Origin of the sequence: Streptomyces sp. NBC_00162 (assembly GCF_024611995.1) — a bacterium.
Lineage (GTDB): Bacteria > Actinomycetota > Actinomycetes > Streptomycetales > Streptomycetaceae > Streptomyces.
In genome coordinates this window covers 3,708,222-3,728,541 of sequence record NZ_CP102509.1, presented here as the reverse complement: position 1 = coordinate 3,728,541, position 20,320 = coordinate 3,708,222, and the positions used below count along the sequence as shown (strand labels likewise).

General features: G+C 69.8%; 25 protein-coding genes. 7 read left to right on the top strand and 18 right to left on the bottom strand.

Features of this window, described 5'->3' with window-relative positions; genetic code table 11:
- Nucleotides 1-10 precede the first annotated feature (10 nt).
- From JIW86_RS17205 to JIW86_RS17195, 3 genes are all read right to left on the bottom strand, one after another.
- Entirely contained in the window at nucleotides 11-442 is a 432-nt protein-coding gene (locus tag JIW86_RS17205; protein WP_215147713.1) for a thiol-disulfide oxidoreductase DCC family protein, read from the bottom strand.
- Between the two features lie 3 nt (nucleotides 443-445).
- Nucleotides 446-850 (bottom strand): hypothetical protein, encoded by a 405-nt coding sequence (locus JIW86_RS17200; RefSeq protein ID WP_257554637.1) that lies wholly within the window; start codon nucleotides 848-850, stop codon nucleotides 446-448.
- Nucleotides 851-920: 70 nt separating this feature from the next.
- Nucleotides 921-1,307, bottom strand: a complete 387-nt coding sequence (locus tag JIW86_RS17195; protein ID WP_257554635.1) for a hypothetical protein — start codon at nucleotides 1,305-1,307, stop codon at nucleotides 921-923.
- Between the two features lie 148 nt (nucleotides 1,308-1,455).
- Here JIW86_RS17195 and JIW86_RS17190 point away from each other — a divergent pair, with 148 nt between their 5' ends.
- A complete protein-coding gene (locus JIW86_RS17190) occupies nucleotides 1,456-2,220 on the top strand; it encodes a helix-turn-helix domain-containing protein (RefSeq protein ID WP_257554633.1) in 765 nt (254 codons plus the stop codon).
- The gene (locus tag JIW86_RS17185) at nucleotides 2,217-2,462 is read left to right on the top strand and encodes a DUF397 domain-containing protein (protein ID WP_257554631.1); all 246 of its coding nucleotides are present in this window, start codon (nucleotides 2,217-2,219) and stop codon (nucleotides 2,460-2,462) included. Before JIW86_RS17190 ends, JIW86_RS17185 begins: the two co-directional genes overlap by 4 nt.
- On the opposite strand, the gene JIW86_RS17180 is transcribed toward JIW86_RS17185, so the two are convergent.
- The 6 genes from JIW86_RS17180 to JIW86_RS17155 form a co-directional block, all read right to left on the bottom strand.
- On the bottom strand, nucleotides 2,452-2,916 hold the full coding sequence (locus JIW86_RS17180; RefSeq protein ID WP_257554629.1) for a hypothetical protein: 465 nt from the start codon (nucleotides 2,914-2,916) through the stop codon (nucleotides 2,452-2,454). The genes JIW86_RS17185 and JIW86_RS17180 overlap by 11 nt on opposite strands.
- Nucleotides 2,916-3,428, bottom strand: coding sequence for a hypothetical protein (locus tag JIW86_RS17175; RefSeq protein ID WP_257554627.1), 513 nt, complete (start codon nucleotides 3,426-3,428; stop codon nucleotides 2,916-2,918). The genes JIW86_RS17180 and JIW86_RS17175 overlap by 1 nt, the downstream gene beginning before the upstream one ends.
- A gap of 4 nt (nucleotides 3,429-3,432) precedes the next feature.
- On the bottom strand, nucleotides 3,433-3,933 hold the full coding sequence (locus JIW86_RS17170) for a hypothetical protein (RefSeq protein WP_257554625.1): 501 nt from the start codon (nucleotides 3,931-3,933) through the stop codon (nucleotides 3,433-3,435).
- Between the two features lie 29 nt (nucleotides 3,934-3,962).
- Nucleotides 3,963-5,294 carry a hypothetical protein gene (locus JIW86_RS17165; protein ID WP_257554623.1) on the bottom strand — a complete coding sequence of 444 codons (1,332 nt, stop codon included), beginning with the start codon at nucleotides 5,292-5,294 and terminating at the stop codon, nucleotides 3,963-3,965.
- A 30-nt stretch (nucleotides 5,295-5,324) separates the two neighbouring features.
- Nucleotides 5,325-5,732, bottom strand: coding sequence for a hypothetical protein (locus JIW86_RS17160; RefSeq protein ID WP_406366384.1), 408 nt, complete (start codon nucleotides 5,730-5,732; stop codon nucleotides 5,325-5,327).
- Between the two features lie 79 nt (nucleotides 5,733-5,811).
- The gene (locus JIW86_RS17155) at nucleotides 5,812-6,549 is read right to left on the bottom strand and encodes a hotdog fold domain-containing protein (RefSeq protein ID WP_257554621.1); all 738 of its coding nucleotides are present in this window, start codon (nucleotides 6,547-6,549) and stop codon (nucleotides 5,812-5,814) included.
- Nucleotides 6,550-6,629: 80 nt separating this feature from the next.
- Here JIW86_RS17155 and JIW86_RS17150 point away from each other — a divergent pair, with 80 nt between their 5' ends.
- Nucleotides 6,630-7,004 carry a VOC family protein gene (locus tag JIW86_RS17150; protein WP_215147686.1) on the top strand — a complete coding sequence of 125 codons (375 nt, stop codon included), beginning with the start codon at nucleotides 6,630-6,632 and terminating at the stop codon, nucleotides 7,002-7,004.
- 1 nt (nucleotide 7,005) lies between these two features.
- On the opposite strand, the gene JIW86_RS17145 is transcribed toward JIW86_RS17150, so the two are convergent.
- The 8 genes from JIW86_RS17145 to JIW86_RS17110 form a co-directional block, all read right to left on the bottom strand.
- Nucleotides 7,006-7,671 carry a Uma2 family endonuclease gene (locus JIW86_RS17145; protein WP_257554619.1) on the bottom strand — a complete coding sequence of 222 codons (666 nt, stop codon included), beginning with the start codon at nucleotides 7,669-7,671 and terminating at the stop codon, nucleotides 7,006-7,008.
- A 75-nt stretch (nucleotides 7,672-7,746) separates the two neighbouring features.
- Nucleotides 7,747-8,511 (bottom strand): alpha/beta fold hydrolase, encoded by a 765-nt coding sequence (locus JIW86_RS17140; protein ID WP_257554617.1) that lies wholly within the window; start codon nucleotides 8,509-8,511, stop codon nucleotides 7,747-7,749.
- Between the two features lie 1,167 nt (nucleotides 8,512-9,678).
- Nucleotides 9,679-10,197: a hypothetical protein gene (locus JIW86_RS17135; RefSeq protein ID WP_257554615.1), complete on the bottom strand. Its 519-nt coding sequence runs from the start codon at nucleotides 10,195-10,197 to the stop codon at nucleotides 9,679-9,681.
- A gap of 235 nt (nucleotides 10,198-10,432) precedes the next feature.
- A complete protein-coding gene (locus JIW86_RS17130; RefSeq protein WP_215147672.1) occupies nucleotides 10,433-11,200 on the bottom strand; it encodes a succinate dehydrogenase iron-sulfur subunit in 768 nt (255 codons plus the stop codon).
- On the bottom strand, nucleotides 11,200-12,954 hold the full coding sequence (gene sdhA / locus JIW86_RS17125) for a succinate dehydrogenase flavoprotein subunit (protein ID WP_215147670.1): 1,755 nt from the start codon (nucleotides 12,952-12,954) through the stop codon (nucleotides 11,200-11,202). The genes JIW86_RS17130 and sdhA overlap by 1 nt, the downstream gene beginning before the upstream one ends.
- A 23-nt stretch (nucleotides 12,955-12,977) precedes the next feature.
- The gene (locus JIW86_RS17120) at nucleotides 12,978-13,460 is read right to left on the bottom strand and encodes a succinate dehydrogenase hydrophobic membrane anchor subunit (RefSeq protein WP_215147664.1); all 483 of its coding nucleotides are present in this window, start codon (nucleotides 13,458-13,460) and stop codon (nucleotides 12,978-12,980) included.
- Between the two features lie 5 nt (nucleotides 13,461-13,465).
- Entirely contained in the window at nucleotides 13,466-13,846 is a 381-nt protein-coding gene (gene sdhC / locus JIW86_RS17115; RefSeq protein WP_257554598.1) for a succinate dehydrogenase, cytochrome b556 subunit, read from the bottom strand.
- A 152-nt stretch (nucleotides 13,847-13,998) separates the two neighbouring features.
- Nucleotides 13,999-14,628, bottom strand: coding sequence for a 2-oxo-4-hydroxy-4-carboxy-5-ureidoimidazoline decarboxylase (locus tag JIW86_RS17110; protein WP_215147660.1), 630 nt, complete (start codon nucleotides 14,626-14,628; stop codon nucleotides 13,999-14,001).
- Between the two features lie 357 nt (nucleotides 14,629-14,985).
- Here JIW86_RS17110 and JIW86_RS17105 point away from each other — a divergent pair, with 357 nt between their 5' ends.
- Together JIW86_RS17105 and JIW86_RS17100 are read left to right on the top strand one after the other, a co-directional pair.
- On the top strand, nucleotides 14,986-15,750 hold the full coding sequence (locus JIW86_RS17105; RefSeq protein ID WP_257559348.1) for an RNA polymerase sigma factor: 765 nt from the start codon (nucleotides 14,986-14,988) through the stop codon (nucleotides 15,748-15,750).
- The gene (locus tag JIW86_RS17100; RefSeq protein WP_257554596.1) at nucleotides 15,750-16,811 is read left to right on the top strand and encodes a hypothetical protein; all 1,062 of its coding nucleotides are present in this window, start codon (nucleotides 15,750-15,752) and stop codon (nucleotides 16,809-16,811) included. Before JIW86_RS17105 ends, JIW86_RS17100 begins: the two co-directional genes overlap by 1 nt.
- A gap of 177 nt (nucleotides 16,812-16,988) precedes the next feature.
- On the opposite strand, the gene JIW86_RS17095 is transcribed toward JIW86_RS17100, so the two are convergent.
- The gene (locus tag JIW86_RS17095) at nucleotides 16,989-17,855 is read right to left on the bottom strand and encodes a L,D-transpeptidase family protein (protein WP_257554594.1); all 867 of its coding nucleotides are present in this window, start codon (nucleotides 17,853-17,855) and stop codon (nucleotides 16,989-16,991) included.
- Nucleotides 17,856-18,026: 171 nt separating this feature from the next.
- On the opposite strand from JIW86_RS17095, the gene JIW86_RS17090 reads away from it, so the two are divergent.
- Both JIW86_RS17090 and leuE read left to right on the top strand, forming a co-directional pair.
- A complete protein-coding gene (locus JIW86_RS17090; protein WP_257554593.1) occupies nucleotides 18,027-19,610 on the top strand; it encodes an acyl-CoA mutase large subunit family protein in 1,584 nt (527 codons plus the stop codon).
- 44 nt (nucleotides 19,611-19,654) lie between these two features.
- Nucleotides 19,655-20,305 (top strand): leucine efflux protein LeuE, encoded by a 651-nt coding sequence (leuE, locus tag JIW86_RS17085; protein ID WP_257554591.1) that lies wholly within the window; start codon nucleotides 19,655-19,657, stop codon nucleotides 20,303-20,305.
- Nucleotides 20,306-20,320: the final 15 nt, after the last annotated feature.

The following is a 20,320-nucleotide window of genomic DNA, read 5'->3' as shown; positions in this document are numbered from 1 at the left end:
GTGCACGAGCCTATCGGGGGACGGAGCACTGGTCGTCACAGGCCGCTTCGTCCGCCCCTTGCGGACCTCCCTCGGTCCGTACGGCCTGTCGCCACTTGGAAGCCGTGTACATGGCCGCCCGGGCGAAGGGCCGCCCGGCGGGCGTGGCGAGCCAGTTGGCCTTCGGCCGGTGCTCGACCAGCGCCCACAGACAGACGATGAAGGCATCGGTCCCGGTCCACACCTGCCCGGAGTCCCCGATGACGGTGATCTCCTTCAGCGTCGACGCGTGGTCGAGCTGTGGGTACCGCCGCCGCGCCTCGTACGACGCGGCGGGGATCAGGACGAGCGGGACGAGCCAGCGCTGCGCGAGCAGCCAGTGCCGGATGTGCACGCAGAGCGGGCAGTTCGCGTCGTACAGGACGGTCACCCTGCGGACCGCCCCCGAGCCCGGGGCGCCCATGGCTCAGACCCCGGCCGGAGCGGTCCACCCCTGCGGGGCGACCGGCGGAGTCTGCTGGCGCTCCATGATTCCGCGGCGGCGCATCTTGTTGAGGACCCAGACGTTGCCGAGGTGCATGACGCCGAGGACCAGCAGGACGACACCGATCTTGACCGAGAGCGCCTCGAAGAGGTGGCGGGCCTCGACTATCTCCTCGCCCGAGCGGAGGTAGAGGGTCACGAAGCCGATGTTCACGAGGTAGAAGCCGACCACGAGGAGCTGGTTGACGGCGTCCGCGAGCTTCTCGTTCCCCGCGAGGACGTCGCCGATGAAGACGCGGCCGTTACGGCTGAGCGTACGGGCGACCCAGACGGTGAGCCCGATGCTGATGAGCAGGTAGATGACGTACGCGACCACGGTGAGGTCCATAGCCCTCAGCCCCCTTGAACGTGTTCAATACTGCTGACAGGGATGACTGTAGGGCTTCTTTTGAACAGGTTCAAGCGAATGTCTTCTCCAGCATCCCCGGATCCACGAAGGGCGCCGCCGGCGTCGGCACCGACCGCCACGCGAGCGGCCACGTCGTCCCGTACAGCGCGGGCACGCCGACGAACGCGAGGGCGGGCCGGGTGCGCGAGGTGTACCGCTGCGCGTAGGAGGGCCAGCTCCGCTCGCGCGCGGTGCCGGGCGGGAGCAGGAAGTACATCCACCGGAAGCCGTTGAGCTCGTAGACGATCGGCCCGGGGTCGTAATCGGTGAGCCGACTGAGCTCCTTGGCCTTCTCCTCGCCCAACTGCCCCTGGATGCGGACGGCGTCGAAGTGGACACCGGCGAGCCGCAGCGCGAAGCCGGAGGCGGGGACCCAGTCGGGGATTTGCTCGTTCATGGGGCAAGGCTGATGGCTCAGCCCTAGCCTGGACAGTAGTTGGGCCGTTACAGGGTGTGAAGCGTGAAGGGCTGTGAAGCCGGTGTCCGAGCCTGTGAACTCGAGTGAACCCCTGCCGTCACCGCTGCGCCGGGGACTCGGAGCCCAGATGCGGACGCTCCGCGAGAAGCGCGGGGTCTCACGACAGGAACTGGGCGGCCGGACCAACTTCTCGCCGTCGGCGATCGGCGCGTTCGAGCGGGGTGACCGCGCGATGGACGCGGGGATGATCGAGCAGGTCGATGATCTGCTGTCCGGCGACGGCCTGCTGAAGGTGGTCGTCCCGTACCTGGAGGAGGAGGGGCGGTACGCGCCGCAGTTCCGGGACTTCGCGCCGATCGAGAAGAAGGCGGTGAGCTTGTGGGTGTACTCCACGCACGTGCTGCACGGCCTGCTCCAGACGGAGGCGTACGCCCGCCAGCTCTTTGAGGACCACTGGCCGCCGGTTGAGGCGGTAGCGATCGAACGCCGTCTGGAGGACCGCATCGGCCGTCAGGCGCTGCTGCATCGCACTCCGCCCCCGGCTCTGTGCTTCCTGCTGGAGGAGACCTTCCTCCAGCGCCGCATCGGCGGGGAGGTGATCTGGCGCGAGCAGCTCCAACACCTGCTGGAGTGCGGGCGTTTACCGCATGTGCGGATCCAGCTGATCCCTGTGGAGTGCGAAGAGGCCTTGGGTTCGGTAGGCCCGATGACGATCGCGGAGACGCCGGAACACCGGATGTTCGGCTACGTCGAAGGTCAGGGCCAGAGCTGGGTGATCTCGGACCGGGAAGTGGTCAGCGAGATGGTTCAGCGTCATGCGAATATTCGAGGGGCGGCGCTGAATTCGAAGGAGTCGGCGCGGCGGATCGAACAGCTGCTAGGGGAGCGATGAGCATGGAACTGGCCTGGTTCACGAGCAGTTACAGCGGCGGCTCCGGCGGCGAGTGCGTCGAAGTAGCCCTCGCCTGGCACAAGTCCACATACAGCGGCGGAGACGGCGGCGAGTGCGTCGAGGTCGCCACCTGCCCCTCCGCCGTTCACGTCCGGGACTCCAAGGACACCGAGCGCCCCGCCCTCACGGTCGCCCCGGCGGCGTGGGCCGCCTTCACGGCCCACGCTTCCGTCACGGTCTGAACAGCACGCCGCGCCAGGTCCATCCCGCCTTGAGGACCGTGTTCCGCAGCGGGTTCTTCACGTCCCGGGTGTCGAAGCGGAGCGTCTCGACCTTGCGCCGGCGGCCGTCCGGTCCCTTCTTGAACTCCCACTGCTTGTACACCGCGGTCGCCGGGCCGCGGCCGTACTGCTCACGCGAGGACTCGTGCGACGGCTCCCACCGCTCGTCCAGGGCCCGCACCTCGCGCGTCGCCGCGACCAGGCGCATGCGGATCTTGAGTGTCAGGCGCAGCTCGCGGACCCGGCAGTCCGCCACCAGGTCGCAGCCTTCCTTCGAGGTGCCCTGGCGTATGACGAACCGTATGCCCGTGTCGTTGAGCGCGAGCAGCGCGTCGCGGAGCTCCGAGGCGGGCAGCGGTGCGACACCCTTCTCGGGGTACCGGGTGCCCATGTACTTGTCCACCAAGCGGCCCATCAGAGCTTGAACACCGCTCCGCGCCAGGTCCATCCGGCGGCGAGGACGGCGTCCCGCAGCGGGTCCTTCAGCTGCGCGGTGTCGAAGTGGAAGATCTCCGTCTTGTGCAGCTCGCCGTCCTCCCCCCGCTCGACCGACCAGCGCTTGGACACCGTCTTCACCTGCCCGCGGGACTGCTCGGCCGAGATCGCCAGCCGGGGCGTGTTCCCCGCCCACGTGACGTCCCACTGCTCGTCGAGGGAGCGCACCTCGTGCTTCTCCGGGACCAGGCGCATCCGGATCTTGAGGGTCCGGGAGAGCTGGGTACGGAGGAAGAAGGTGTTCCAGGCAGGTTCCAGGATCCGCCACTCCGCCAGCAGGTCGGCCTTCTCCGCGGGGGCGGCGTTGCGCACGACGTACGCCACGTCCGCAGCGTTGAGCGCGAACAGCGCGGCCCGGACCTCCTCGGCGGAACGGGGTGCGACTCCGGTGCCGGGGTGCCGGGTGCCGGTCAGTTTGTCGAAAAGGCCCATCGGATCAACCTTCCTCCGCCCCGGTGTCCGGGCGGACGGTGCGCAGGAATTCCTGGAAGTCGCCCAGGACGCTGTCGTGCTGGGCCTCGGTGGCGGTCAGGACCATCTTGATCACCGCACGCTTGTGGGGATCTTTGGCATCCACCATGGCCAGGTAGACGTGGGACTGGACGAGGTCGCGGCGCGCGCCGCCGGCGACCGCCGAGAACGTCAGCCTCTGGGTGAGGCCCGGCGAGTCCTCGGAGCCGATCTCCCGGCGGTGGGCCACGACCACGGATTCGGCGACCTCGTGCAGGTTCTGCACCGACGCGTCGGCGAGGCCCTCGAGCGTCGCCGCCTCCGACAGGAACTCGCCCTCGATGGTGATGTTGGCCGTGAACCCGGCATCCGGATGCGGATGCAACGCGACGAAGGCGACGCCCGGGGCGTTGACCGCGTCCGGCGGGGCCGGGAGCCAGCCCTCCGGCAGGCGGAATTCGATCGGCACGGGCAGTGTCGTGGACATCTAGGACCTTCCTTCCTGGGCAACGTACATCAGTCGAACCAGCTGGTGACTTCGTCCTTGACGGAGCCTGCCGCGTCGCCGACCGCGTCCGCCGCATCGCCCACCGCGTCCGCCGCGTCGCCCGCGGCATTGGTGAACTTGTCCGGGTCGAAGGTGAACTCCGCGCCCACGGAGCCGCCGAACCCGAGGGCCGCGCCCGCCTTGCCGCCGATGTGGAACTTGCCGTCGTCGCCCTTGCCGAAGGTCACCTTGGCCTCCGCGCCGACTCCGGCCCATCCCTCGGCCGTCCCGCCGGCGCCGATGCCGGCGACCTCGCCGCCTCCGGCGACGGAGCCCTTGGCCCCGGCGAACGCCTTTGCACCGGCGTTGAGGCCCTCCGGGCCCACTCCGGCACTGACGCCCGCCTCGCCGCCGGCGAATCCCTCGACGCGCCCGTAGCCGCCGACGTGCCCGTATTCGATCCGGCCCTCGTTCAAGGCCCGGATCCCCGCGGACGCCTCCGCCTTGCCGACGAGGCCCTTGTCGGTGAACCCGTAGTTCGCGGTGGCGCGGGCGCCCCCGTACCAGTCCTCGACACCGGAGAGCTTCACGCCGCCCATGGTGGTCGAGCCTTCCGCCTTCGCGTGGAAGAGGTCGGCGTACGCCTTGACCGACCCCTCCTTGCCGTACTTGGTGCCGCTGACGGTGAAGCCGGCATCGGGCCCGGTGACCGTGACCTTGCCGGTGTCCCCGTCCGTCTTCGTGGGGACGTCCTCTTCCTTGGGCTTGCCGGCCTTCGCCAGGTCGCCCTCGGCGTAGTTGTTGAAGCCGGTGAGGGTCTCGTCGGCGCCCTTGCCGAAGGCGTCCTTGTTGCTGTCGACGACGGCGGCCGAGAGGGCGGTCTTGACGCTCTGGTCGACTTCGGTGAAGGCCTTCACCCGGTCGTCGACGTGCTGCTGCCACTTGGCGACCGCGTCGCGGATGATCGTCTGGCCGTCGGGGTCGTGGTGGTAGGCGCTGCGCTCGGAGGGGGTGAGCTTGGAGTAGTCGAAGGCGACGTGTCCCGCTTCGGAGACGGTCATGCCGGCGGCTATCGCGTCGTCCCGGGCACTTTCGAGCTTCTTCTTCAGGTCGGTGAACTTCTCGTGGGCGTCCCGCAGGAGGCTCGCGATCGCCTTGGCCTGGTTCTGCGCGGCGGCGTACTCGTAGCGGGTCGCGGCGAACCTGGTGTGGGCGGTTCCGGCGCTGACGCCGGACCAGCCGTCGCCCATGCTGATCTTCTGGACGGTGTCGCCGTAGCGGGTCTCGACCTTCTTCAGCTCACCCGCCATCGAGTCCCACTTGGCGGCGGCCGTCGTCAGGAGGCCCAGATCCGTGGTCATGACTTCGTGATAGGTCAGCACCGCAGCCCCCTACAGACCGTTCAGCTTCGACTGCGCCGCGAACTGGTTGTTCAGGCTCAGGTCGTTGCGTGCGAAAAGACCCGAGGCGCCGCGCAGCGCGGACTTTTCCGAGGCCAGGCGGCCCATCAGGGTCTTCACCTGCTGGTCCCAGGTGTCCGCCACCTTCTTCAGGCCGGCGGCCGTGTCCCAGCCTTCGAAGCCCTTCTGGGCGGTGCTGGTGGCGTCGTCCGCGTGCTCGGTGGCCTTCTTCGTGTTCGGCTCGAGCTCGGTCTCGATCGTGTTCGCCGCGGCTTTCTTCTCCGCCGGCGTCGATGCGAAGTTCGCGGATCCGCCCGGACCCACCGGCCCCGGAGCCGACGATCCTGGTTCCGGCGGCACCCCGTTCAGCCGCATGCCCACCTGTCCGAGATCTGACATGTTCACGCCTCCCCGTTCACAGGCTTCGATCATATGCACGGCAGCTGCGAACCGGCCAAGGCGGCCTGCGCGGTACCCCTCAGGCCGTTTGGCGCGGCTGCACCCACAGGGCCTCGGCGAAGGCGCAGAGGTCGCCCGCCGCCGTGGCCAGGGCCGTGCCGACGGTGTACTTGCGGCCCTCCGAGCCGAGCAGCCAGGAGTACGTGACGAGGCCCTCGCCGACCGGAACCGGCCGCAGCAGCCGCGCGGTCAGCGCGGCCGTGACGGCGCCGGCCGGGCGGCCGTCGAGCAGGCGCCCGGCCGCGTTCCCCGGGCAGTCCAGCGAGCCCCACACCAGCTCGGGCGGCAACAGGCCGTCCGGGCCGCCGAGTTCGGGCGCGGGAGTCCACGCGGTGGCAACCATTCCGGCGGTGCCCGGCACCAGTCCGCAGTGCTGGCGCAGGCCGGTGGCGGGCGTGCGGTCGAGGCCGCAGCCGAAGCAGTCCGCCGACCCGTCCGGCGGGTCCGCCCGGTAGGCCTGGGCCGCGGCCGAGGCCGCCGCCCAGGAGGGGGCGTCGGGGATGTCCGTCATGCCGGCATGCAGCTCGGCGGGCGTCGCGGCGGCCAACAGCAGCTCACCGGTGGTGAGTTCGGCGCCGCCGTCGGCCCTCCCGGTGAGCAGCACCGGCGCCCCGGTCGGCACCGGCCGGCGGAAGTCCACCCGTACGGTCTTCGCCGCGGCGCGGGCGGCGAGCAGGCCCGCCACGTAGCCGCCGAAGGCGACTCCCGGATATCCGCAGAGGTGGGCCGGAACCGTGATCGTCTCGAAGTCGGTCATGGCGCCCAGTCCATCACAGCGCCCGGCCCGGCTCTCGAACTCGGTGGACAGGGAGCGCGGGCCTGGCCGATAGTCCGGCCATGACTTCTCTCGTACGACACCTCACCTTCGACTGCTCCGACGCCTACGCCCTGGGGCAGTTCTGGGCCGGCGTCCTGGACGGCAAGATCTCCGACGAGGATTTCCCGGGCGACCCCGAAGCCCTGGTCACGGCGCCCGGTTCGGCGCTGCTGTTCGTGACGGTGCCCGACGCCAAGACCGTGAAGAACCGGGTGCACGTGGATCTGCAGCCGCAGGACCGCACGCGCGACGAGGAGGTCGAACGCATCCTCGCCCTGGGCGCCACCGTGGTCGGCGACCACCGCAACCCCGACGGCACGGGCTGGGTGACACTGGCCGACCCCGAGGGCAACGAGTTCTGCGTGGAACGCAGCGCGGCCGAACGCAAGCAGTGACCTAGGCCTGGGAGGTCTCGTCCGTCGCCGGCGGGACGGCCTGCTTACGGGGCCGCGGCCGCCCCGCCGCCAGGAGTTCGTCGACGTCTAGCGTGACCTTGGCGCCGAGGGAGTCGGGCAGGGTGGCGAGCTCGCCTGTGGCGAGGATCCGGTGGCTGTCGTACGTCCCGTCGGCGGGGTCGGTCAGGACGTGTACCCGCTGGTGCTTGCGGTTGACGATGACGTAGACGGGGATCCCGGCCTGGGCATAGGCGGCGGCCTTGGCGCGCAGGTCGTTGTTGTAGTTCGACGAGGTCACTTCCAGGACCAGACGGAACACCACCGGGTCGTAGCAGTTGAACTCGATGAGATGGTCATCGATGTCGGCGTCGACCACGGAGAGGTCGGGGATCGCGTAGTCCTCCGGACCGCCGGGCAGCCATAGGCCGACACCTTGCACGACCTGGGACTCGGGTCCGTGCAGGCCGGCACTCAGGAACGGCAGCATGAGGTCCGTTAGGACTCGTGCGTGCGGGAGGTCTGGGGGCGGGGTCACGGTGAGGATGCCTCCGATGATCTCGACGCGGTAGCCGGGGTTCCGCTCCATGAGCAGGTCGGCCTCTTCGAGGAGGCTCAGCGGCTCCTCCTCGCCGGCGTACTCAGAGTGCTCGACGGGTGCTGTGGACATTCCGGGCCTCCCGTGGGCTGGGTCGAGAGCATCATCGTAGGACGGTGGCAGGCCCGCGTCCCGTAAGCACTCTCTTCACCGGATCGGGTGGAGGAACTCCAGCATCAGGTCCGTGATCTCGGCGGGGCGCTCCATCGAGGGCAGGTGGCCGGCCCAGGGGAGTTCGACGTGCCGCGCGCCGGGGACGAGGGCCGGGAGTTCGGCGGCGATGTGGCGGTAGTCGGGGAGGTCGTGGGCGCCTCCGACGGCGAGGACCGGGACGGTTATGGCGGCGAGATCGACCTCCGGCGCGGGGAGTTCGTGGTCCCCGGTGGAGGCCAGGGCACCCTGGAAGTTCCCCAGCTGCATGGCTTGTACGAGGGCATGCGCGGCTTGGTCGGCGTCCGGGCCCAGCCAGGTACGGGCGTTCAGCGCGGCCGCGCCGGCCAGATCACCGGCCTCCGTCAACGCGTCCTCGGCGGCGCGGAACTCCTCCACCTCCGGGCTGTCGGGCCGATACCCCGGGCGACCCGCGCAGAGCAGGGCCAGCCGGGTCACCCGCTCCGGGTGCAGGGCGGCGATCTGCAGGGCGACCTGCCCGCCGTACGAGGACCCGACGACCGCGGCACGCTCGACCCCGAGCCGGTCCATCAGCGCGAGGACGTCCCCGTCGTCGCTGTACGTGGCTTGCGCGGCGGGGGAGTTCCCACAGGTCCGAAAGTCGAGCCGGACCACCCGGAACCCGGCCTCGGCCAGCGGACCCCACTGGGGATCCCACATGCGCCGGTCACAGACGGAAGAGTGCAGCAGGACGACGGCGGGCCCATCGGCGGGCCCGGACACCTCAAAGTAAACGCTCATTCCCGGATCTTCGCGGGGGCCTTGCTCCTTCCGCCACTGTGTTTCGGAGCGGTGGGGGTGGGGTGGGGGCGCGGGGGGATGTGGGGCGGGGGCTTCGGGGGCTTCGGTGGCTTCGGGGGGCGGGGTCTCGGCGGGGCGGGATCGGGGAGGGTTTGGGGGTTTCCCGTCAGTCCCACTGTCTCCCCGGGTCGGGCCGGTCTGTAAAGGGCGCTCCTCCTTCGTCGTCGCGTCGCTTCGCGATGGCCTTCGGCCACCCTTGACAGACCGTCCCGCCCCGGAAAGACAGGACTGTCGGGAAGCCCCCAAAAGAACGGTCCACTGGTTCACGATTCAGACCGGGGGAGATCAGGGACCGGCTGCTTGGTGGCCGTGGGCGGGCATGCGCCCGGGCCCGTCGGGAGGGGATGCGGGGTCGGTGGGCGCGTCAGATCGCTACGCACTTGCTCATTGTCTGGCGGCTGTGGGCTGTCTGGGGCTGGGAATAGGCCGCCCACTGGTCGCTGCCCGCCTGAGGTGCTCTGGCGGCGATCAGACCGTCATGGTCTGGACACAAGCCGCCCCAGACCGTCAGTTGACCCCCTCGGTAGGCGTCTGCGGGCGGTCGCGGGCACGGAAAGTGCTCTGACGGAGTGTGGTGCCGGACTTTTGGGTCTCTCACTCCGGGAAGTGATCGATTGGCTCTCAACTCGCTGCCAAATAGGGACAGACTGCCCGCAGTCGCGTGATGGAGAGGTGTGTGCCGGCCGTGGGCGGCTTATGTCCAGCCCCAGACGGGCGCCGGACGCCATGGGCGAGAAGTGTGTAGCGATCTGATGCGCCCGCCGACCCAGGATCCCCTCCCGACGGGCCCGGGCTCAGACCCTGCCCCTGGGAACCAGGGAGTCGGTCCCTGATGCCCCTTGCTCATTCATGGAACCGGTGGACCGTTCTTTTGGGGGCTTCCCGACAGTCCTGTCTTTCCGGGGCGGGACGGTCGGTCAAGAGTGGAGCGCAGCGACATCGCGAAGCGACGCGACGAAGGAGCGCTCTTGAGGGACCGTCCCGACCCGGGGAGACAGTGGGACTGACGGGAAACCCCCAAACCCTCCCTGATCCCGCCCCGCTGAGACCCCGACCCCCGAAGCCACCGCCCCGCCCAGCGCCCCGCCCCCGCCCCGCCCCCGCCCCTCAGATGCTCAGCGACCGCGCGTAGTTGATCTGGCCCATCACCCGTTGGTACGACATTGCGTCCGTGGCCGGGAGCATCGTGGAGTGGTGGCGGCCGCCGCTGGTGACCGTGATCTGGATGTAGCCCGTGGTCTTCTTCTCCTTCATCAGGAGGAACAGCAGGCCGAGCAGGCAGAACAGGAAGAAGATGACGGCCAGGATGATCGCGTGGGTCGGGATCTTCTCCTCGGTGCGCGAGAAGTCCGTCGCGTTCCACATCGCGCCCCTGAGCGGCATCGAGCCCGACGGGGTGATGATCTGGTCGCCGGCGACGCTGATGTCGCCGACAGAGAAGCTGGCGCCGCCCGGGGTGGCGGCGGGGTAGGCGGGGGCCGGTACGCCGGCGCCCATCGTGGGCTGGTAAGCCGGGGCTCCCGGGTAGGGCTGCGGGTAGCCGTAACTGGCCTCGCCCGGGCCCCACCTGTAGTCGCCGCCCTGGCTGGGGTCGCTCGCGTAAGGATTCGGCTGCTGCTCGCTCATGCGGCCGATCCTTCCATAGCGGCCTGCTGTCCCGTACCCCCGGTCAGAGAGCTGCTTCGAGAATCCCCACGATGCGCCCGGCAGGAAGGGGTAGGTGACGATCCGTCGGCCGCAGCCCGTCCCGGAGGTCCCCGAGTACGACTGAGGCCCGCACCCCGAGAAGGGGTGCGGGCCTCAGGCACAGGCGAGGGGGATCACAAGGATCCGGGAAGGACCCAGAAGGATCCAGAAGGGATCAGAAGCGACGCGTGATCAGCGCACGCTTGACTTCCTGGATCGCCTTCGTGACCTCGATGCCGCGCGGGCACGCGTCGGTGCAGTTGAACGTCGTGCGGCAACGCCACACGCCGTCCTTGTCGTTCAGGATCTCCAGCCGCTGCTCGCCGGCCTCGTCACGCGAGTCGAAGATGAAGCGGTGCGCGTTGACGATCGCCGCCGGGCCGAAGTACTGGCCGTCGTTCCAGAACACCGGGCACGAGGACGTGCACGCGGCGCACAGGATGCACTTGGTGGTGTCGTCGAAGCGCTCGCGGTCCTCGGCGGACTGCAGACGCTCGCGCGTCGGCTCGTTGCCCTTGGTGACCAGGAACGGCATGACGTCCCGGTACGCCTGGAAGAAGGGCTCCATGTCGACGATGAGGTCCTTCATCACCGTGAGGCCCTTGATGGCCTCGACGGTGATCGGCTTCTCCGGGTTGATGTCCTTGATCAGCGTCTTGCAGGCGAGCCTGTTCTTGCCGTTGATCCGCATCGCGTCGGAGCCGCAGATGCCGTGCGCGCACGAGCGGCGGAAGGTCAGCGTGCCGTCGAGGTCCCACTTGATCTTGTGGAGACCGTCGAGCACGCGCTCCTTCGGGTCGATCTCGATCTGGAAGTCCTGCCACTGCGCCTCGTCCGAGATCTCGGGGTTGAAGCGGCGGATCCGGAACGTGACCGTGATGTACGGCGAGGCCGCGGCCGCGGCCTCCATCTCGTCCGTCTTGGACAGGGTGGGGGTGGCCATCAGTACTTACGCTCCATCGGCTGGTAGCGGGTGACGACGACGGGCTTGTAGTCCAGCCGGACGGAGTCCTTGCCGTCGTCGCCGACCTCGCGGTACGCCATGGTGTGGCGCATGAAGTTGACGTCGTCGCGGTTCGGGTAGTCCTCGCGGTAGTGACCGCCGCGGGACTCCTTGCGCGCCAGCGCGGACACGGCCATGACCTCGGCCAGGTCGAGCAGGTTGCCCAGCTCGATGGCCTCCAGCAGGTCCGTGTTGAAGCGCTTGCCCTTGTCCTGGACGGACACGTTCTTGTAGCGCTCGCGCAGCTCGGCGATCTTCTCGACCGCCGTCTTGATGGTCTGCTCCGTACGGAACACCATCACGCACGCGTCCATCGTCTCCTGGAGCTCCAGGCGCAGGTCGGCGACCCGCTCCTTGCCCGTGGAGTTGCGCAGCTGCTCGACGAGGTCGATGACCTGCTGCGCCGGGTTCTCCGGGAGCTCGACGTAGTCGTTCTCCTGCGAGTACCGCGCCGCGGCGATGCCGGAGCGCTTGCCGAAGACGTTGATGTCCAGCAGCGAGTTGGTGCCCAGGCGGTTCGCGCCGTGCACCGACACGCACGCGACCTCGCCGGCCGCGTACAGGCCCGGGACGACGGTGGTGTTGTCCCTGAGGACCTCACCCTCGACGTTGGTCGGGATGCCGCCCATGGCGTAGTGCGCGGTGGGCTGGATCGGGATCGGGTCCGTGTACGGCTCGATGCCCAGGTACGTGCGCGCGAACTCGGTGATGTCCGGGAGCTTAGCGTCGAGCTGCTCCGGCGGCAGGTGCGTCAGGTCCAGGTACACGTGGTCACCGGCCGGACCGCAGCCGCGGCCCTCGCGGATCTCGGTGTAGATGGAGCGCGAGACGACGTCACGGGACGCGAGGTCCTTCATGACCGGCGCGTACTTCTCCATGAAGCGCTCGCCGTCCTTGTTGCGGAGGATGCCGCCTTCACCGCGGGCGCCCTCCGTCAGCAGGATGCCCATGCGCCAGATGCCCGTCGGGTGGAACTGGAAGAACTCCATGTCCTCCAGCGGCAGGCCGCGGCGGTAGCAGGCCGCCTGGCCGTCACCCGTGAGGGTGTGCGCGTTGGAGGTCACCTTGAAGAACTTGCCGGTGCCGCCGGAGGCGTAGATGACGGCCTTGGCCTGGAACACGTGGATCTCGCCGGTGGCGAGCTCGTACGCGACCACACCGGCCGACTTCTGGACGCCGTCCTCCTCGACCAGGAGCTGGTCCAGGACGTAGAACTCGTTGAAGAACTCCACGCCCTCCTTGACGCAGTTCTGGTACAGCGTCTGGAGGATCATGTGGCCGGTGCGGTCCGCGGCGTAGCAGGACCGGCGGACCGGGGCCTCGCCGTGGTTGCGCGAGTGGCCGCCGAAGCGGCGCTGGTCGATGGTGCCGTCCGGGGTGCGGTTGAACGGCAGGCCCATCTTCTCCAGGTCGAGGACGGCGTCGATGGCCTCCTTCGCCAGGATCTCGGCGGCGTCCTGGTCGACCAGGTAGTCACCGCCCTTGACCGTGTCGAAGGTGTGCCACTCCCAGTTGTCCTCTTCCACGTTGGCCAGCGCGGCGGCCATGCCGCCCTGCGCGGCGCCCGTGTGGGAGCGGGTGGGGTAGAGCTTCGTCAGCACGGCGGTGCGGCTGCGCTTCGTCGACTCGATGGCGGCGCGCATGCCTGCGCCACCTGCGCCGACGATGACGGTGTCGTACTTGTGGATCTTCATTGGTTTCGCCTCAGCCCCGTTGGCTAGCGGATGTTCGGGTCGAAGGTGAAGATCACCAGCGTGCCCAGAAGGATGGTGAACACCGTGGCGGTGTAGAGCAGGCCCTTCAGCCACAGCCGCGTGTTGGCGCGCTCCGCGTAGTCGTTGATGACGGTACGCAGACCGTTGGCGCCGTGCAGCATGGCCAGCCACAGCATCAGCAGGTCCCAGACCTGCCAGAACGGGGAAGCCCACCGGCCCGCCACGAAGGCGAAGCCGATCTTGGAGACGCCGCCGTCGAGCACCAGCTGGATCAGCAGGTGGCCGATGACGAGGACGACGAGCACGATGCCCGAGAGGCGCATGAAGAGCCACGCGACCATCTCGAAGTTGCCGCGGGTCGAGCGCGGGGTCTTGCCCGTGCGCTTGCGCGGCGCCTCGATGTACGGCGCCGGGTTCTCGACGTCGTAGAGGCTCACGCCTTCGACGTCACCGATGGCCTTGGCGGAAGAAGTGTCAGAAGACATGCGTGTCACTTCCCGAACAGTTCAAGGTAGGCGTGGCTGAGAACGGGGAGGATGGCCCCGATCATCAGCACGGCCCAGATGATCACGACCCACCAGAGCATCGTCTTCTGGTGGCGCGGACCCTTGGACCAGAAGTCCACTGCGATCACACGGAGACCGTTGAGCGCGTGGAACAGGATTGCGGCGACGAGGCCGTACTCCAGCAGCGCGACGATCGGTGTCTTGTAGGTAGCCACGACATCGTCGTACGCCTCGGGGGAGACGCGGACGAGTGCGGTGTCGAGGACGTGTACGAACAGGAAGAAGAAAATGAGGACGCCGGTGACTCGATGAGCCACCCAGGACCACATTCCTTCCCGGCCGCGGTACAACGTTCCAGCCGGCACGGAAAACCCTCCGGAAGCGGGGCGGGGGCCAGCCGGCTTCTTTGTCGGTCGGGCCCGGCCGGGTACGGTCCTCCGGCCCCGGACATCGTAGCGACGCTTTGTCGGTTCCTTCGCGCGGGGGCCATCGGTGTGATCAAACAGGCTCGGACGGACTATCCGACAGGGGCGAATAGCCCTATTTCCGCCCCAGTCAGACCATCGGCCAGGCGATCCGGCCGGCCATCGGCCGACGTCAGCCAATGTGTCAGGTCGCACAGTCGGGCCTGCGCGAGGCGGCGCAGCTCGTCGGCGGAGATCGATCGCTCCTCGTCCACCTCGTGTCCCATCCGGCGGCGGATCGCGGTCAGCAGCTGGTCCGCCTGTTCCTCCGGCGGGTGCCCGTCGAGGCAGATCACGAAGGCGTGCCCGAACTTGCGCTCGTACTCCGCGTGGCCCGCGTCGAGGGCCAGCAGGGCGGCGTACGGGGCCCCGTGCTCCAGCTCCGCCGAGCACTCGGCGGCCAGCGCCTCCGCCAGGTCGGCCTGCGACAGGTCGTACGAAGCCTCGTCCGCGGCGGCGAGCAGAGCCCCGGAATCGGGGTAAGGGCGGTGCGTGGCGACCCGGTGTGCCCAGCGCCGGCTGCCGCAGCACTGCATCAGGACCGCCTCGGCGGTCTCGGGGGACAGGGCGTTGAACCGCGCCAGCCCGGAGCCGTGAGAGGGGTCGGAGCTGCCGCGGGCCTGTGCCGGAAGGTGGCTGGACAGCGGGGGGCTCCTCGGGGCGTGGCGCTGGTGTGCTGCCACGCTATCGACGCAGGGCAGGGTGTGTCGTACGCATTCGGGGAATTCACCCGGAAGTGAGCCGAAAGGATGACGGGGGCACCATGGACGCGAACCGAAAGAGGGCCGGGAGGCGAGGACGGCCCGGGGAGGGGAGGGCGGCCGAGGCCGCCACCCCCCACAGGAGAGGCCCCGGCCACCATCCGTCACGGGCTCGTGCGACAAGCCCGTATCCCTGTCAGCGCCCTGAGTGCGTTTTGTGTCACACCTCGCTCCGCGCAGGATTGGTTGCTCGTTGTACAACTCGTGGACGAAGGTGCTTGAAAGCCGTAACGTGCTGATTTGCGCCAGACGTACAGGACAGTGAACGGGTTGGGGACTTTGCTGGGGGACGACGCGGAGCTGACCGCCGCGGTGCTCGCGGCACAGGACGGCGAAGAGAACGCGTTCCGTGCTGTGTACCGCGCCGTGCACCCACGCCTGCTCGGATACGTACGCACGCTCGTCGGTGACGGCGACGCGGAGGACGTGACATCCGAGGCCTGGCTGCAGATCGCCCGCGACCTCGACTCCTTCACCGGCGACGCCGACCGCTTCCGCGGCTGGGCCGCCCGGATCGCCCGCAACCGGGCCCTCGACCACATCCGCATGCGCGGCCGCCGCCCCGCCATCGGCGGCGACGACACCGAGCTCACCGGCTGGGCCGCCGACTGCGACACCGCGGGCGCCGCGATGGAGTCCCTCTCCACCGGAACGGCCATGGCGCTCATCGCTCAGCTGCCACAGGATCAGGCGGAGGCCGTCGTCCTGCGGGTCGTGGTCGGCCTGGACGCCAAGAGCGCGGCCGAGACCCTCGGCAAGCGGCCCGGCGCCGTACGGACCGCCGCCCACCGGGGTCTGAAGAAGCTGGCCGAGCTGCTCGGCCCGGAGGCCGCGGAGGGCGGCTTCGAGCCGGACTCGGACCGCGACGGGGACCGCGACTCGGATCCGGGCGCGCGCGTCGGCCATAATGCCGGTGGCCAGGCACTGGGCGGCAGGGGCGGGAGGGATCTCGACGCCGTACCCGCTCAGCGCGGCCGCGGCGGGGGCCTCGTAGAAAAAACCGGTGTGACGCATTCACGTTGGCGGACGCAGAAGGACATGTGATGGCCGACGAGCGCGACAGGTGGCTGGACAGAGCCGCGGCGGACAAACTGCTGCGCGGTGAACCGGTGGAACCTGTGGGGCCGGCCGCCGATCCGCGGGCCCGGAGCGAAGCCGCCCGGCTGCGAGCCGCCCTCGACAGCCTCGCGCAGACCGCCCCGGCCGCTTCGGCCGCCGGGGAACTGCCCGGCGAGGCCGCGGCGGTGGCCGCCTTCCGCGCGGCGCACGGCACGACCGCGGCGTCCGCTTCCTCCGCACCCTCCGCGGTGCGGACCGGGACGGCCCGCTCCCGTGAACCCCTGGTCGACCTCGGCCGCGCCGCCGGCCTGCGCGTGCCCGCACCCCGGCGCGCCCGGGCGGTGCGGTTCGGTCTCGCGGCGGCCCTGGCGAGCGTCGCGGTCGGCGGACTCGCCGCGGCGGCGGGCGCCGGTCTGCTGGACCCCTCCGGCCGCGACACCGCGGGTCCGGGACCCGCGATGTCCGTCAGCGCCGACGGGGACCCGACCGCGGGCGACGACAGCGGGGCCGCGACGCTCAGCCCGCAACTGCGCCCCACCCCCCTGCGGGACGGTACGGATCCGGCGGCCTCCGCGGGCACCTCCCAGCCGCCGGGCACGGACGGGTACACGGCACCCGGCGGTGACACCTTCGGCGGGACCTCGCCCGGCACGTCCACCACCGGAGGCACGGGGAGCACCCAGGGCGGCAAGGACCACAAGGACGGCCAGGACGGCACGTTCCGGACGGACGGAACCCCGGACGGCTCCGGCGACGGGAGCACCAGCCGGGACCGCGACCAGGACCGGGAGAACCAGCGCCGGGCCGTGGACCTGTGCAACGACTACCGGGCCGGGCACCTCAACGACGACCGGCGCGAGCGGCTGTCCCGCCTGGCCAAGGGCCTGGCGCGGATTCCGTACTACTGCGAGGCGCTGCTGGACGGCGTCGTCAACGACGGCGGCGGGCGCATGAGCAGCCCGGGCACGCCCGCGGGCGGCGGTACGTACGACGGGATCTTCAGGTCTCCGACCTCGAGTCCGGCCCCGGTCCCGTCCCGCCTGTAACACTTTTCGAATCGGTGGCGCAGTACATAGCGAGCCGACTGGTCATCGGCCGCGCATGAGCCGGGGTTCCCCCCGTACCCCTGGGCTCTGCGCAACCGGCGCGGGCGGGGCACGTTCCCCCGGCCCTGCCCGCGCCTCTAACTTCCAGACCGCGCAGCCCGTGCAGCCCCCCGGGCCTCACCAGTAGACGACGACCTTGTCGCCGGCCTGGACCTGGGCGAAGAGCGCCGAAAGCTTTCCCTTGTCCCGGACGTTCACACAGCCGTGCGAGGCGCCGGCGTAGCCGCGGGCCGCGAAGTCGGCCGAGTAGTGCACCGCCTGGCCGCCGCTGAAGAACATCGAGTACGGCATGGACGTGTGGTAGAGCGTGGACGTCCACTCCTTCTCCTTGCGGTCCACCTTGAAGACGCCTTCGCGGGTCGGGGTGTTCTCCGAGCCGAAGCGCACGTCCATGGTGGAGATGATCTTGCCGTCGATCATCCAGGCGAGGGTGCGGCTCTCCTTGCTGATGCACATGACCCGGCCCTCCATGCAGCGCGGGTCGGGGGCGTCCGCCTCGTTGACCGCCGGCGGGCGCAGCTCGTCTGCGGTGGGCTTCTTCGTGGCGCCCTGGATCTTCTTCCAGGTGGCTTCGTCGACCGAACCGGTGGGGTTCAGCCCGTTCTTCGACTGGTAGGACTTCACGGCCGCGGTGGTCTTCGTCCCGTAGAAGCCGGTCGGCGCGACCGACATCAGCTTGAGCTGCTTCAGGCGGGCCTGGAGCTCGCGCACCTGCTCGCTGTCGTCGCCGTTGGCCATGATCTGCTTCACCGTGGGCGAAGGAGAGGCGGACGGGGACGCCGAGGCGGAGGCCGACGGGGACGGCGAGGCCGGCTTGTCGTCGGTGGACGGTGAGGACTCGGGGGAGGCACCCGCCGTGGGCGAGGAGGAGACCGGGGAAGGGGAGCCCGCGGACTCCGACTTCTGCGGCCCACAGGCGGTCGCGGCGAGCGCGACGGCGGTGGCCACCCCGAGCGTGCGGAATATGACTCTCTGGCGGTGCATTGCAGTCCCCCGTTTTCTACGTCGTGTATCTAGGTGATGCCTCGCACGCGTGGAGAGTTGCACTCGGTCCCGCGATGTTGCGCCATTGTGACCAGGAGCCGTCCACAGCCTTACGAAGCGGGACGGTTCTACCAGCCCCGGGCCCGGTTGCTCTATGGAGGTCTTCGTCACATGGCACGCACCGAGAGCGGAAACCCGATCGAACCCGTCTACGGGCCCGGCGATCTGACGGGGTGGGACCCCGGCGTCGAGCTGGGGGAGCCGGGGGATTTTCCCTACACCAGGGGGATTTATCCGACGATGTACACCGGTCGGCCGTGGACCATGCGGCAGTACGCCGGCTTCGGCACGGCCGCCGAGTCCAACGCCCGTTACCGGCAGCTCATCGAGGGCGGCGGGACCGGGCTGTCCGTCGCCTTCGACCTGCCGACCCAGATGGGCCACGACTCCGACGCACCCCTCGCGCACGGCGAGGTGGGCAAGGTCGGGGTGGCCGTCGACTCGCTCGACGACATGCGGACGCTGTTCGACGGGATCCCCCTCGACCGGGTCTCCACCTCCATGACCATCAACGCGCCCGCCGCGCTGCTCCTGCTGCTCTATCAACTGGTCGCGGAGGAACAGGGCATCTCGGGCGCACAGCTGACGGGGACGATTCAGAACGATGTTCTGAAGGAGTACATCGCACGCGGAACGTACATTTTTCCGCCCGGGCCCTCGCTCCGGCTCACGGCCGACACCTTCCGCTACTGCCGGGCCGAGATCCCCAAGTGGAACACCATCTCCATCTCCGGCTACCACATGGCCGAAGCGGGGGCCTCGCCCGCGCAGGAGGTGGCCTTCACCCTCGCCGACGGCATCGCGTACGTCCGTACGGCCCTCGCGGCCGGGATGGCGGTCGACGAGTTCGCGCCCCGGCTCTCCTTCTTCTTCGTCGCCCGCACCACCCTGCTCGAGGAGGTCGCGAAGTTCCGCGCGGCCCGGCGGATCTGGGCCCGGGTCATGCACGAGGAGTTCGGTGCGCGGGACCCGAAGTCGCTGATGCTGCGCTTCCACACCCAGACGGCCGGGGTCCAGCTGACGGCGCAGCAGCCGGAGCTGAACCTCGTACGGGTGGCCGTGCAGGCACTGGCCGCCGTACTGGGCGGCACGCAGTCGCTGCACACCAACTCCTTCGACGAGGCGATCGCGCTGCCCACGGAGAAGTCGGCCCGCCTCGCCCTGCGCACCCAGCAGGTCCTCGCGTACGAGACGGACGTGCCGCACACCGTGGACCCCTTCGCCGGGTCGTACGCGGTGGAGCGGATGACGGACGAGCTGGAGGCGGCCGCGCTCGACCTGATGGGGCAGGTCGAGGCGAGGGGCGGTGCGGTGGCCGCGATCGAGGCCGGCTTCCAGAAGGCGGAGATCGAGCGGAACGCCTACCGCATCGCGCGGGAGACCGACGGCGGGGAGCGGGTGGTGGTCGGGGTCAACCGCTTCGTGCTGGAGCGGGAGGAGCCGTACGAGCCGCTGCGCGTGGATCCGGAGATCGAGGCGCGGCAGTGCGCTGCGCTGGCCCGGCTGCGGGCGGAGCGGGACGGGGAGGCGGTGGCGGGCGCGCTGGCGCGGCTGCGGGAGGCGGCCGCGGGAACGGGGGCGAACGTGCTCTACCCGATGAAGGAGGCGCTGCGGGCGCGGGCCACGGTGGGGGAGGTGTGCGGGGCGCTGCGGGAGGTGTGGGGGACGTACACCCCGGTGGATTCCACGTGGTGAAATCCAGGTTCTGACAGGTGTGTCCTTGTGGGACACTCCTGCCCATGCTGGGTGTGACAGATCTTCCTACTTATCTCGCCGGCCTGGTGCTGATCGTTCTGCTGCCGGGGCCGAACTCGCTCTACGTGCTGTCCGTCGCCGCCCGCGGCGGGGTGAAGGAGGGCTACAAGGCCGCCTCCGGGGTGTTCACCGGGGACACCGTGCTCATGGTGCTGACCGCGGCGGGCGCCGGGGCGCTGCTCCAGGCCAGCCCACTGCTGTTCACCCTGGTGAAGTTCCTCGGCGCCGGGTACCTGGCGTGGCTGGCCGTCGGGATGATGCGCGCCGCCTGGGGGATGTGGCGCGATCGGAAGGCGCGGCAGGAGGAGATCCTCACCGGTGAGGAGCCGGCCGGCGGCATGGAGCGGCCGTACCGGCGGGCGCTGGTGGTGAGCCTGTTCAACCCGAAGGCGATCCTGTTCCTGCTGTCGTTCTTCGTGCAGTTCGTGGACCCCGGCTACGCCTACCCCGCCCTGTCGTTCCTGCTGCTGGGCACGCTGTCGCAGCTGGCGAGCTTCCTGTACCTGTCGACGCTGATCTTCACCGGGACCCGGCTGTCCGCCGCGTTCCGCCGCCGCAAGCGGCTGTCCGCCGGGGCCACCTCGGCGGCGGGCGTGCTGTTCCTGGGGTTCGCGGCGAAGCTCGCCGTCAGCTGAGACCCCTTGGCTGAG